At 38.1% G+C, this 13303-nt stretch carries 17 protein-coding genes; 2 read left to right on the plus strand and 15 right to left on the minus strand.

The window, feature by feature from the left end; translation table 11 throughout:
• Window positions 1-93: 93 nt before the first annotated feature.
• Together CSV77_RS03940 and CSV77_RS03945 are read right to left on the minus strand one after the other, a co-directional pair.
• Window positions 94-420 carry a YnfA family protein gene (locus tag CSV77_RS03940; protein ID WP_099632118.1) on the minus strand — a complete coding sequence of 109 codons (327 nt, stop codon included), beginning with the start codon at window positions 418-420 and terminating at the stop codon, window positions 94-96.
• 280 nt (window positions 421-700) lie between these two features.
• The gene (locus CSV77_RS03945; protein WP_099632119.1) at window positions 701-1210 is read right to left on the minus strand and encodes a YfiT family bacillithiol transferase; all 510 of its coding nucleotides are present in this window, start codon (window positions 1208-1210) and stop codon (window positions 701-703) included.
• Between the two features lie 152 nt (window positions 1211-1362).
• On the opposite strand from CSV77_RS03945, the gene CSV77_RS03950 reads away from it, so the two are divergent.
• Window positions 1363-2097 carry a MerR family transcriptional regulator gene (locus tag CSV77_RS03950; RefSeq protein WP_099672375.1) on the plus strand — a complete coding sequence of 245 codons (735 nt, stop codon included), beginning with the start codon at window positions 1363-1365 and terminating at the stop codon, window positions 2095-2097.
• Window positions 2098-2174: 77 nt separating this feature from the next.
• Here the strand turns inward: CSV77_RS03950 and CSV77_RS03955 are convergent, their stop codons facing one another.
• The 7 genes from CSV77_RS03955 to CSV77_RS03995 all read right to left on the minus strand — a co-directional run bounded on the left by CSV77_RS03955 (window position 2175) and on the right by CSV77_RS03995 (window position 7854).
• Window positions 2175-2429 (minus strand): GlsB/YeaQ/YmgE family stress response membrane protein, encoded by a 255-nt coding sequence (locus CSV77_RS03955; protein ID WP_099632121.1) that lies wholly within the window; start codon window positions 2427-2429, stop codon window positions 2175-2177.
• A 192-nt stretch (window positions 2430-2621) separates the two neighbouring features.
• Window positions 2622-3230 carry a serine/threonine protein kinase gene (locus CSV77_RS03960; protein WP_099672376.1) on the minus strand — a complete coding sequence of 203 codons (609 nt, stop codon included), beginning with the start codon at window positions 3228-3230 and terminating at the stop codon, window positions 2622-2624.
• 370 nt (window positions 3231-3600) lie between these two features.
• Window positions 3601-4254 carry a DedA family protein gene (locus tag CSV77_RS03965; RefSeq protein ID WP_099672377.1) on the minus strand — a complete coding sequence of 218 codons (654 nt, stop codon included), beginning with the start codon at window positions 4252-4254 and terminating at the stop codon, window positions 3601-3603.
• Window positions 4255-4531: 277 nt separating this feature from the next.
• On the minus strand, window positions 4532-4966 hold the full coding sequence (locus tag CSV77_RS03970; protein WP_099672378.1) for a hypothetical protein: 435 nt from the start codon (window positions 4964-4966) through the stop codon (window positions 4532-4534).
• 221 nt (window positions 4967-5187) lie between these two features.
• A complete protein-coding gene (locus tag CSV77_RS03980) occupies window positions 5188-6237 on the minus strand; it encodes a threonine aldolase family protein (RefSeq protein ID WP_099672380.1) in 1050 nt (349 codons plus the stop codon).
• Window positions 6238-6343: 106 nt separating this feature from the next.
• The gene (locus CSV77_RS03985; protein ID WP_099672381.1) at window positions 6344-6835 is read right to left on the minus strand and encodes a DUF4825 domain-containing protein; all 492 of its coding nucleotides are present in this window, start codon (window positions 6833-6835) and stop codon (window positions 6344-6346) included.
• Window positions 6836-7299: 464 nt separating this feature from the next.
• Window positions 7300-7854, minus strand: coding sequence for an NADPH-dependent FMN reductase (locus CSV77_RS03995; RefSeq protein ID WP_099672383.1), 555 nt, complete (start codon window positions 7852-7854; stop codon window positions 7300-7302).
• Between the two features lie 109 nt (window positions 7855-7963).
• Here CSV77_RS03995 and CSV77_RS04000 point away from each other — a divergent pair, with 109 nt between their 5' ends.
• Window positions 7964-8314: a winged helix-turn-helix transcriptional regulator gene (locus CSV77_RS04000; RefSeq protein WP_099672384.1), complete on the plus strand. Its 351-nt coding sequence runs from the start codon at window positions 7964-7966 to the stop codon at window positions 8312-8314.
• A gap of 265 nt (window positions 8315-8579) precedes the next feature.
• Here the strand turns inward: CSV77_RS04000 and CSV77_RS17090 are convergent, their stop codons facing one another.
• From CSV77_RS17090 to CSV77_RS04030, 6 genes are all read right to left on the minus strand, one after another.
• On the minus strand, window positions 8580-9287 hold the full coding sequence (locus CSV77_RS17090; RefSeq protein WP_233212166.1) for a ferritin-like domain-containing protein: 708 nt from the start codon (window positions 9285-9287) through the stop codon (window positions 8580-8582).
• A gap of 783 nt (window positions 9288-10070) precedes the next feature.
• Window positions 10071-10280 carry a hypothetical protein gene (locus CSV77_RS04010; RefSeq protein ID WP_099672385.1) on the minus strand — a complete coding sequence of 70 codons (210 nt, stop codon included), beginning with the start codon at window positions 10278-10280 and terminating at the stop codon, window positions 10071-10073.
• A gap of 101 nt (window positions 10281-10381) precedes the next feature.
• Entirely contained in the window at window positions 10382-10837 is a 456-nt protein-coding gene (locus tag CSV77_RS04015) for a PH domain-containing protein (RefSeq protein WP_158232018.1), read from the minus strand.
• 639 nt (window positions 10838-11476) lie between these two features.
• Window positions 11477-12049, minus strand: a complete 573-nt coding sequence (locus tag CSV77_RS04020; RefSeq protein ID WP_099672387.1) for a GNAT family N-acetyltransferase — start codon at window positions 12047-12049, stop codon at window positions 11477-11479.
• A gap of 121 nt (window positions 12050-12170) precedes the next feature.
• Window positions 12171-12626 (minus strand): hypothetical protein, encoded by a 456-nt coding sequence (locus tag CSV77_RS04025; RefSeq protein WP_099672388.1) that lies wholly within the window; start codon window positions 12624-12626, stop codon window positions 12171-12173.
• Between the two features lie 163 nt (window positions 12627-12789).
• On the minus strand, window positions 12790-12945 hold the full coding sequence (locus CSV77_RS04030) for a tRNA U-34 5-methylaminomethyl-2-thiouridine biosynthesis protein (protein ID WP_099672389.1): 156 nt from the start codon (window positions 12943-12945) through the stop codon (window positions 12790-12792).
• Window positions 12946-13303 lie beyond the last annotated feature (358 nt).

Below are 13303 nucleotides of genomic sequence, written 5' to 3' on the forward strand. Positions count from 1 at the left end.
TAGTGAACATTTCATTTTGCGTCATGCTCTCCCCTTATAGACTGTAGGCCTTCACTTGGAATGAAGCGAATATTTTTCTTACGCCAATCGCTATTACGATCTAGGTGCAAATAATATGACAGACACACCAATTAGGCAAATACCGGCTCCTATGAAATCATACAAATCAGGAGTTTTTTTATCAATTCCCCATCCCCATAATACGGATAGAAAGACGAACACGCCTCCATATGCCGCATAGACTCTGCCAAAGGTTGGAAAGGTCTGAAATGTGACCACTACGCCATATAAAATTAAGGCAATGCCGCCGAATAATCCGAACAGTGCAGATTTCCCTTCGCGCAACCATTGCCAAATCAAATAACCACCGCCGATTTCCGCCAAGCCGGCCAGCAGAAATATCACCACGACCTTCAACATCAGTAAACCTCCATTTAATCACTTCGGATCATCCAACATATAATTGTTCACATACACAAGTCTATTTCTTGAAAACTAGTATTAACTATATCATGATTCAGACAACTTAAAAAAGCTAACTATATTCTGAACAGATGAACTTGGCGTGAAGCTAATTAAACATGACGACTTTACTTTCGTTTGTTGCTCATACATAAAAAGGGTCTGCAACGTAACACATAAAAACCAAAATAGAAAAAGGCTTATCGAAGTTCGATAAGCCAGTTCACCGTATCTTCCATTATTTCGCCAAAGCGATCTCAATATGCGCTAAATGATGCGCTTCATGCCAAGCCAGTTTCGCTACTTTTGTCGCTACGGCAATCTCGCCGTTTACTTCATGAGTAAATGTTCGTTGTAGTTGCTCTTCCGTCAGACTATTGCCTAACGCTACAATACGCTCATTGATCCCTTCAAGCATCTTAATGGAAGGCTCAACTGGTAGCTCATTGTCAGGTAGTACAGCCCATTTCTCTTGATCAAATGCGGGTACTGTTGGATGGTCGTCTGTTAACGCAAGCTTTAATCGCTGATACATAATCAACTGCGAGTCTGCAATATGATGTACCAATTGACGAACTGTCCATGCACCTGCGCGATACGTTTTAGTTAGCTCTTCGTCAGTCAATGAATCTACAGTTCCCCTTAATCGGGTAGTATATGTTTCAATTTCTTGTAACCACTTTTGAATATCTTCCAACGTCACCTGTTCAGGAACGTGTAATTTTCCGATCGGAAATTGATTATCCATAACGAACCCCCCTCTTCATTGCCTTCATTATCCCATAAACTATCTAATTATTCTACGAATTGAATAGCACTACTTATTTAAAAAACTCTACTGACTGTATTGACCCTCACGTTACGTTACACTTTATACTACATAGTAAGGAGGTGTTGATAATGAAAATGAAGGTAAAGGAAGTCGCGGATTTAGTCGGTATTAGCGTACGCACACTTCATCATTACGATGCAATCGGATTGCTGACACCCGAGGAGACAACAGACACGGGTTATCGCTATTACTCCGAACGGAACCTTGAGACTTTGCAGCAAATACTATTTTTCAGAGAACTAGAATTTCCTCTTAAAGAAATAAAGAACATTCTCAGCGAACCGTCATTTGACCGCCAGCAAGCTCTTCAGCTACATCGAAAACTATTGCTTGAGAAACGCGAACGGATCGATCAAATGATTGCGACTATTGATAAAACTACACAGTATATAAAAGGAGAGAGGGACATGTCGAACGAAGAGAAGTTTCAAGGATTTAATTTTAATCACAATCCCTATGAAGAAGAGGCTCGAAAATTATGGGGTGCAAAAGCGGTTGAACAATCGAATACCGCATTCGAAAACAAAGCAGTCGGTAAAAAAATGAATGACATCTACCGGAAATTAGCACATCTTACAAACACACCGCCAGAATCCGCTGAAGCACAAACAGCTATTACAGAATGGTATGAGTTTTTGAATACACACACTGGCCATCACTACACATTGGAAGCATTCAAAGGTTTGGGGCATATGTATATAGCAGACGAACGCTTCACAACGAATATCGATCAATTCGGTGCAGGTTTGGCACAATTTATGAGCGAAGCGATGACGTTTTTTGCAGATCATAACAAAAACTAAACATCCTGTTGCATGCTGTTTATCAATCAATAAATAGGGCTACCTCCGCATTTCGGGTAGCCCCCATCCCTGTCTATTCACCGATGTTTCCGCGCTGCTTTCATCATGTAACTGACGACTATGACAAAAATCAACGCACCTACAATAGTAGGGACGACATAAAAGTCACCTAAACGCGGTCCCCAACTGCCAAATAAATTGCCTCCAATCCACGCACCGATGATACCTGTAATCACATTCCCCACCACACCGCCTGGGACACTTTTACCAATGATCAGACTAGCAAACCAACCCATCACACCACCAATTATTAAATATAAAAGGATACTCATTTCACACGCCCCTTCTCTTATTTTCACGCGTTTTTATTACGTACATTTCGAAAATAATAGTGAAGTGAAAAAGTGATATCTTATTAACAATCTATTCTTCGTTACAGCATACTATTCGACAAATGAAAGTCTGTGTAGGTGCATGTATGCGAAAAGTCCATTCTCATGTTATAGAAACACTGAAATCTCTTTTCATAATCGATATGACGGAATGAGTCCTTTTTTATACAAGAACGCTACACCAATCAAAAACGAACTCGGGACTTTCTTCCAAAAGAATCGTTTTTGATAAAATTGACGATGGGCTTTTTTCAAATTACTCCACTGTTTGCAGTCTTTTTTCTGTCGGTACCGCGCCACATCAATCAGCTTCACTCGATTGTCAGGCGTGATCAATATATTGCGTAAATGAATGTCTGAAGGATTCAAACCTGCGTCGGTTGCTAGCGATAAGGCATAGTCGATTTCTTCTATATGAGCTTCTGTAATCAAACGCCCATTTGTTAGGCAATCAAAAAGTGTATTTCCTTCCACGTAATCCATCACTAAGTAATTCGCGCCTGCCTCATAAATACGTGGAAAGTACTGAATATCCTTGAGTGATAGATAAATCTCAGCCTCTTCCTTCGCAATGTGCTCGAAGTTTGAAAAGAATACCTTCATCGCCTTGTTCGAGAATTTGATTCGAAATACAAACGCACTTCTCCCTGTTCCGACGAGCTGCATAGACGGATGAAAGTCTATCAGACGATTCTTTTTATTCACGACAATCGACTGGACAAGTTCTTGATATATACTCAAAGTGTAACCTCCTATAATTTTTAAAAAAACAAAAAAGAGACATCAAAACCAATTAGTGGCTTAGATGTCTCTGTTACAATCACAAAAGACCTCACCAAATAATTGGTAAGGTCTCGCAAACAACGTTAGTTGCCAGTAAAGCCGAGGACTTCCATCCTGTGTTGACGACTTTTACTGTCATAGCTACTCCCCTTAACGGAAGTGTTCGTATACATGTATAGGCTCACTATAAGTTGAACCGACTTAGATGTCAACTAACTAAGCATGCATAGGTATTCATTGACACATTGTGATAAAACAACCAATTACTTTTCTGCTGAACCCCTTATTCCATCAAACGTTTCACTAGTGTACCTTAAACTGTTTCTTCTCATCTAGCAGGTTGACTGCTAAATTTACTTTTTACCATACCGATCAACGCAGGCAGGACAGATAAAAAGATAATCGCAAGTAACACCGTGGAAAAGTTCTCTTTAATAATAGGAATATTGCCGAATAAATACCCTAGCATCGTGCACAGACCTACCCAAAAAGCTGCCCCGACGACATTATAGAAAGCAAAGTACCGGTAATTCATGCGGCTCGCGCCCGCAACGAACGGAGCGAACGTCCGGACAAACGGCATAAAACGGGCAATCAGGATGGTTTTCCCGCCGTGTTTATTAAAGAACGCCTCCGCGGCTTTCATTTTCTCTTGGTTTATGACTTTCCCTAGCCAACTGCCAGGAGAAATCGACATGCCCACTTTACGTCCAATATGGTAGTTCACTGTATCGCCTATGACCGCCGCAACGAAGAAGACCGCGACAAGCAACCAAATATTAAAAGCATCTAGCGCCGCAAATGCACCGCCTGCGAAAAGTAAGGAATCTCCAGGTAGAAACGGAAAAATAACGATTCCAGTTTCAATGAAAACGATTAAAAATAAGATGACGTACGACCAGCCGCCAAATATTTGAATAATATCGACTAGATGCTCGTCAATGTGCAAGATAAAGCTGATCAGACCTTGAATGAGGTTCATGTAAAGTCTCCTTTTTTGAAAAAATGACTTCGACGCTACGCAAGTGAGGATACCAGGCGTATACACACTATCTATATACCTTACGTCCGGCACAAGGTATTTATCCTTGAAAAGCGCCAAGCTTGTAAAATAAATAAGATTCGCTTCCCTTTTGAAAGCAAACAGGAAATGGATAATAAGCGGTTGCGTCTACTTATGAGGCTTATTAAATATACCATGGATTCCCGTAAGTTCATCCAACTTATTATATTTCCCCTACAATTGAACCCCAGATACGCTACACACGAACCCGATCAACGTATCGGATGACTAGGCTAGCAACGAGCACACTGAAGATCAAATGACTTACCGTCCAGTACAACCACGCCATGCCGTCATCCGCTGCTGGCGGCTGATCGGTTAGCAAGGTAAGGAAATACAATACGCCGCTCCCCGCTGTATACACCACAACATACGGCCACATGTTATATTGCCATTTGAAAAATTTTAATAAGTAAAACAGCCCCAACACGCTGGCAATACAAAAGACGAAGTGAAAGACGATGCCGAACCAAGCGACGTGCGAAAAGACATGAATGATGGGGAAATAATCTACATTGTACAGCAAAATATACGCTTCATTTCCTGTTACAGCCCATACGACAAGCATGAGTAGCGCCAACACGGCACCACCGGCAATTCCTATGCTGACCAACTGCAAAAATCGCTTCATCTGCTCCCCCTCTTTTCGTTAAGGTGTTTGGTTATCTATTCCCTCGCATTTTCTAAATAAACGACCCTGTTCCCTAGTCTTCTTCACTACACATCTATAGTCTGGATGCACTTCTACGTGCCATACCATCACAAAAAAAGACCTCACCCAAAACGGTAAGGTCTCCTCAACTAGAGTAGGTTCCATTTTAATGTCTACTGCCATTCAACACCAACCAGCTACTAGTAAGATGTAATACATAGTAGATGTAAATCATGGACGAGCATGTCGACATGTTCTTTCTTAGTAGACCAACTGGTACAAAAACGAACCGCACTATGGCTAGCATCGACTTTTTCCCAGAACGTGAATGAATATTTTTTGCTCAACTCCGTCATGACATACTCCGGCAATATCGGAAATTGCTGATTAGTTGTCGAATCATAACGTAATGCAAACCCGTTCTCTACAAATGCTTGTCGAAGGATCAACGCCATGTCCACCGCATGTTTCGAAACTTCATAGTACAACCCATCTTCAAACAACGTTTCAAACTGGATGCCTAACAGTCTCCCTTTAGCAAGCAAGCCGCCTCGTTGTTTAATGAAATATCGAAAATCTTTTTTCAATGAATCATTGGTAATGACAACCGCTTCACCAAACAACGCACCTATTTTCGTTCCGCCAATATAGAACACATCACATAGTCGTGCATAATCTGCTAACGTAATATCATTATCAACCGAAGCCAACCCATACCCAAGTCGGGCACCGTCCAGTATTAATGGCAATCCGCATTCCCTACACACTTTATTCAAAGCTTCCAATTCCGCTTTAGTATAAGTCGTTCCATTTTCAGTAGGGTTCGAAATGTACACGAGACCCGGCTGTACACTGTGCTCTGGACTCGCATCATTCCAATGGGCATCCACTAGCTCTTTCACTTGCTCCGCTGTAATTTTTCCGTCCTCGCTAGGTAAAGTCAGTACTTTATGTCCCGTAGATTCAATAGCGCCTGTTTCATGTGTCGCGATATGTCCACTCTCTGCAGCAACTGCGCCTTGGTAAGGACGTAAAATCGATGCGATGATCGTCGTGTTCGTTTGAGTTCCCCCTACTAAAAAGTGAACATCCGCCTCTTGCGCTTCACACGCTTTACGAATATACTCTCTAGCTTTTTCGCAATGTTCATCCATCCCGTATCCCGGAGTTTGTTCTTCATTTGTTTCAATCAATCGTTGCAAAATTCGCGTATGCGCGCCTTCCGTATAATCATTTTCAAATCGTATCATCGTTGTCCATCTCCAAATATACCTGATTTTTTCTGCAAGTATACCATAGAATAATGGATTTCTGTTGCATCTTACATTGTTCTTGCAATGATGAATTTTCCGTTTTTTATTCCGCAAACAGCTGTTGTACTTCACTGTCATCTTGTAATTTTTCTTGAATAAAAACATCCAATTCTTCTTCATTCGTAAAGTCGTTTAACTCTTTCCCATACCAGTCTTGTAATTTCGTTTTATGAATTGTATAGGCATAGTCTCCGAATTCAAAGCTAGCCCACTCCGCATTATCGATAAGCGCGAATAAATAACTAGCATTATAAATCGTCGTCTCTTTATATTCACTTTCCCTTATCGCTGCATCCATATTTTCATACTTGATCGTCATACCATATGGTTCTGTTTTGGTTTCAAGCGACACTTCCTCAAACTTTTCGGCATAACGCAGTTGGCCAATTATATGGATGACTGCACTGTTATCACCAATAAACGATCCTTTGTATTGGAATACATCTTCACTTGGCTGATCGGTAGTGGAACTACAACCATTTAAGAAAAGTATGAGTATGAATGAAGTCAAAAAGTATTTTGTGAAGTTTTTCATTGGAGTCTCCTTCCTTAATATGTTTTACTCTATCGCTCAATGATCATGACGATAGACGTTATTTGGGTTTTCAAGGATTCCCATTCTATTTTACGCTATAACTATTCCGTCTTCCAAATCATTTATCCATTTACAGTAAAAAAAGAGGGAAGTAATACTACTTCCTCTCTTCTAATCGATTGTTTAGATTTTTATGTTGCTTGCCAACTTTTCTCCATAACGTGGTGCCCTTTTAGAAAAAGCACGTCTACCAAGTGATAAATGGTGCGGATCCTGGTGGGGCGTTTCGTATAATATCAACTAGAGGGAAAAACAGCGTGAATACTATGCCACCAATATTAAACAAACTAATTATGGACTCTAAATTAATCTCTCTCTCCCCTTTTTCAATATCTGTTAACTGGTCCGTTAGTTCAATAAGAAAAGCGATTCTTATTAAAGAATCGCACAAAACAGTAGTTTCCTTATGCTTGATTTTTCTTATTCAAATGAACAAATGCATCAACGAATGATTGTAAGAATTGAACAGTTCCTTGATCTTTAACTTTGTCGTTTTCATCCAATAAAGCTGCAGCATTACTAATATAAGCTTCCGGTTGTTGAACCACTGGCATATTTAAGGGTACAAGGATTTGACGTAAGTGATGGTTTGCACCAAATCCACCCAAATTACCAGGAGATTGGCTGATAATCGCTGCCGGTTTACCATTCCATACACTCGCTCCATAAGGACGTGAACCTACGTCTAGTGCATTACTTAATACAGCAGGTACAGAACGGTTATATTCAGGCGTTACAAATAAAATAGCGTCAAATTCCTTTATTGTGTTACGAAATGAAGTATATTCTGCTGGAACATTATTTTCACCATCTACATCCTCATTATAAAATGGCAGATTTCCGATTTCGACAAATTCTGTTTCATATCCTTCAGGGAATAGAGATGCAACATTAGCCGCAATTTTTCTAGAAAAAGATTCTTTCCGTAGGCTACCAACCAAAATACCAATTTTCGTCATTTACTATCATCCTTTCTTTCAGTGTTAATATTACCAGTAATCATCACTTTTAAAAGTACGCACTTAAAAGTGGTATAGTATACAAAAAGATACTAAAGGAGCAACTAGCATGAATATAGAACCAGAATTATGTCGTGTAGAAGATGCCTTAGCCATACTAGTGGGGAAATGGAAACCCATTATCTTATTGCATTTATTGAAGAACGGTACTCAAAGGTTCGGTGAATTAAAACGAAGAATGCCTGGAATCACGCAAAAAATGCTGACTAATCAATTACGTGAGTTAGAAAACGAGGATATTATACAGCGTGTTGTCTATCCACAGGTTCCTCCTAAAGTGGAATATTCGATTACTGAATACGGTAGGAGCCTGGAACCAATCTTACACGCAATGCATGAATGGGGAACAAAGCATACATTGCATAAAAGACAAACAATGAACGAAAGAACGAGCAAATAAAAAGCTGCCTTAATCGGCAGCTTTTTAAAATTACATTTATTGTTTAAACTTAGATCAACATCTTCAACTAACCTGCCTCGTTACTTTAAAATGCTTATTCGGTTATCGCGCCCTTTTACTTAATTACTCCAACTCAAGAGTTATAGCCGAATGAGATAATATTTATCGTTACAATCAAAAATACAACGATAAAAATCGTAAATAGTAAAGTGATAATCGGGGTTAAACTTTCAGGATTTTAGTGCGATTTTTCCATGAAGACATTTCATGGCATTTTCTTACTCTCCTGTAACAATTGAGATTCTCCCGTTCGCTCCCAAGATTCCACAGTTTCATACGCTTGCTTAGGTGAATACCCTTTGCCCACAAGTACTCCCATCAAGATAAATTCTTGAAAAATATGTGTTAAATTGACTCCTCTTTTCACATCTTCTTGTGCCTCTTTGACTAAAAACTCTGTGTACCTAATCCAATCATCAGGCGTTTTTTCGATAGTTGATTCACTTTGCACAAGACAATTCGTACGATTTTCCGTGTAGAGAAAATTATACTTTGCAGCATGCTTAATTTCATCAGTTAATATTTCAAATACTACATCTCTATTTTGACGATCCGGTAGACCTTTTCGTATTTCTCTATACTTTTCTACTGCTTTTAACTCGCCAAAAAGAGCCTGCTGAATTCCGTCTATATAGGATGCTGGTTTCTTAAAACCCTCTTCCGTTACGTCCAGTACTTCTTGACCAGTAAAATCTTTATACATTTTCTTAAACATTAAATTATGTCTAATCTCATCATCTCGAATGGATGAAATGATTTCTTTATCTTCCTGCGTCGGAGCAACGGATATTAAATATTCATAAAAAAGCCGGTCTTCCTTTTCTCCTTGAACTGCCTCAAATATCAATGCTAATGACTTTTGTAATGCTTCCGGATTATATCCTTGATACATACTGTTCCCTAAATAGTACACATTTGTCCCCCTTAAATATATTTTCATTCTTATCGTATGGGATGAATTATGAATTGGTTACTGGTAGCCTATCTATTCTTAAGGTGCCTCTAAAAGTAAACAAAGACAATAAAGATAGTAAATGAAAAGGATGAAATGAATTTTACCATTTCGTACTGCTGTTGAAAGGTGGAATTCAATCTCTGAACGGACTTGTATTCTCTCAACACACGAGGTAAACATAAAGCAATTTCCAGGAGGTATTAAACTTCATGACTCAAGAAAAGCCGGTTATTGCAATTGCTATTTTTTCTTAATAGAATTCCTGCTCATTAGATAATAAGCAGTGCCAGCTATAAATAACCCTGTGCTAAGCCATATTGCAATACCGTTCCACTCAGCATTAAACAATGTAATATTTGTTAGGTTCACAAAATAAATTGCAATTAAAATAAAGTACAGTCCCATTATCTCTTTCATTTTCGCACCCCTCAAATGGCCCGTTTAAGTGATCTGGAATCAATTGTTTATACTACAATCGCGCCCGTTACCGAGACTGTAGTTTTAACTCGTTGATTTCCGTTTCAGGCGGACGCTTTCCGCGGGCATAGCTTGAGCCTCCTCGTCGCTACGCTCCTGCGGGGTCTCAAGGCTCATGCTATTCCCGCAGGAGTCGCCGCCTTACACTACAATCAACTAAGTATCTGCTCTTAAAACTATTCAGGAATTGCGCTCGATTGCGATAATTACTATACTGAATTACTTCAAACAAGTCCATTTATATTTAACTTAAACCAAGGAACTTTACTTTTTACCTTCCTTTGCTTTTCGCTTTGTATAAATAACATGAATAGCATTTCCAATTGTTACAATTATTGCTGCCGTTAATATACCAAGTACCCAATATATATTTAAAATATTAAAATCAGATATTAAAAACAAAATGGTTGCTACAATAAACGCTCCCCAACCTCCGATAGCCCAACGCCATGAATGGTCTTTATTAAATAGCATAATAATCCCCCCTTGCTTGTAATACAATCTGGCCCGTTTGTGTTATTTGACGTGATCTCCTGTTAAGCAATCGAACTCCGAATGTGGAAGTGATAGTATCTCTAATTTTCATTGAATTCCAAAGAAACCTTGTCTATTTGTATATTGGGGTTTACAGCTAATAATGAATGTATAAATTCACTTTCATTTTTTGGAGATATATTTATCACATCATATTTACCATAAAGAATCTCCAACCTGTCAACGGATAGGGCGGGCGCTGTAAATGGACTTTTTGTTCTGCTGATTTTTTTGATCTCTTTGATATGTATTTCACTTTTAAACGGACCAAATTTTAATTTCAGCAATTCCCTCTCAACCTTATAACCTGTTCCAAACCAAATCCATAATAACAAAGTTAGAATAGATGCACCTATGATATATCCAGGTACACTTTTATAGGTGATTAGTTGCCAGCCAACAGGTTCTCCACCGAAAATGTAAATTAAAATTATGAAAAGAATAAAACCCCAAATGATTAAGAAAAACCAAATGTCTTTCTTGGTTGGAAAATACAATCGTATCACCTCTATTTAGAAACCTATTTCATTAAATGGACCGTTAGTTGAACAAATATTATTGTTTATTCTTGATTTCTTCTAAAAGAGAAATCATCTTATCATTTTGTTCAATAACTGTTTGATTCTGTTTTCTAATTTTTGCAAAGTCGAATACAAATACTATTAAAACCAAGATTAAAAAGAATAACACGTTTTCCCCTCATTTCTATACCAGCAATTCATTCTATTTTTCAAAAATCGTGTAGTTGCCCTTTTATACTCGACATCACCTTAAACTTATCTACTTTTATTCAATCACATTAAATTTGTTGATACACAATTTGGACCTCTTGCGGGAAAACAGTTATGCCATAAGATGTGTTATAGAATATAGAAAACCATATGACCCTAGCGAACCAATACTTATTACTAAAACCATAACCGATAAGATTAAAGGTCTGTAATCTGACCTTTCCTTTGAATTAAAGAGGAAAATAAGGGATACACATATACTGGCGATAAAAAAGATCAGCCACAGAATATTTAATGTGAAACTTTCAAAATTAGTAAGGAAATTAGCTATATAATGTATGTTTATTATAAGCAGTATAGTTAAAATCATTTTTTCAAGTTAACTCCCCTAATCACTGTGAAAACTCACCCTTTGGCTTTGATACTTTCTTTCACACTCGCCCACTGTTCCTTGGTAACACTGAACATGACAGTGTGACGAATTGTTCCGTCTATCCGGATCATGTGATTGCGAAGAACGCCTTCTCTTATAGCACCAATGCGTTCAATTGCTCGTTGGGAACGAATATTTTCATGATCGGTTTTCAGTTGGACACGATTCATTTGTAATTCTTCAAAGCAATGAGTAAACAGCAAATATTTACATTCCGTGTTGATGGAAGTTTGCCAAAACTCAGGGTGTAGCCAAGTGTTTCCAATTTCCAAGCGCTTATGTGCCAAAGCAATATCCATCAATCTAGTTGAACCGATGATTTTGTTTGATTCATTATGAATAATAACAAATGGATACTCACTCCCAAGCTCTTTTGCACGGAGAGCTGCTTGAATGTATTTTTCCATGTCGAATCGAGTCTTCATCGAATTCGTCATATGTGTCCATATTCGCTCATCTTGCGCGACACCGTAAAGAGCTTCTACATCATCTTTTATCATCGGTCTCAGCGTAACTTGAGCACCTTGCAATAAAATCTCATTCATACGTATCCTCCAGATTTAGTAGTAGCATATATTGACTCTATTAATAATTACTGATCTATATTATTATCGAATTTAACAAGTTAATTAAACGTTTGATGATTTATAAGACAATGGTATGTACCTATTCTAAATTACTGATTCTAGCCATAGTACCCAAGCTAGAACCAATCCAAGCCGCGATAAATGGCAAGAGGTTATAAAATTGTAGCGATTCGGAGCTAGTGTTTAGAGTAACGGCGAATACCGTGAACATAATGCTTGTGATGCTGAGAATAACAACCTCAGTTATCTTTTTTCTCTTCCATCGCTTCTTTCCCCAACGATCTCTATCAAAAGCCTGGACAAGCTTATTTGTTTTGGTGCCCGTTGTTTTTTCTGTTATGAGGATATAGAGTGCGTGTACAGCGAAAAACCATAATAGTACACAAGTTAATGTCAAGAAAACAGAAAGTGGCCATTCTGCTTTTACATAAAGAACAGACAGGGTAAATATCGCCAACATCACAATACTGATTTGTACCAATTGCTTTTTCTTCAGTTGCTTTACTTCTTGTATATCCCATTCCGACACATCCACTTTATCCCTCCTTAAGCGTTGTATTCTATTTTTCTCTACTATCCAAAATTCACATCTCTTTTTTATAAATCATTCTATGCGACAAGTTGGCCCTTTTACTGAAACGTGAGCAAATTCTTATCACAGAATTGCACATATTTATAGCAATGAGTTACAAAGAAAGCTAATCTTTTTGCTCTTTTTTCCCAACACCATATCCTATAGAAACACCCAACAGTAGTATAAGCAAGAAATCCCCGTCGAAGTTTTTTGTAATGATACTAATTACTAACCAAGCAAATAAGATTCCTGCAATTAACAACATTATACTTTTAGACATATTTAATACTCCCTCATTTCGGAATATGTCGAATGTATTACTGAACAATAATACAAAATAGCCCGATTGTTGAACGGTTGTATTCAATTAACGCACCCGTTAATAGTAGTTTTTATTCCAAGTGACTCTCTGGAATTTTGAGGAACCAAATATATATAGCCAATGCAAATATAGTTCCATATAATAATTTGACTTCGATAAAAATCATTACAAATAGATAGCTTAGAAGGAAAGTTAATATCCCACCCAATACAGAACTTATCGTTTTCGGTAACAAATATTTATAACTTAGTTTATAAAAAGTAAAGCCACCAACTGAACTTAAAAAAACTGATAACACCAATATAAAGAAAAAGCT

It is taken from the genome of Sporosarcina sp. P16b, assembly GCF_002743065.1.
Lineage (GTDB): Bacteria > Bacillota > Bacilli > Bacillales_A > Planococcaceae > Sporosarcina.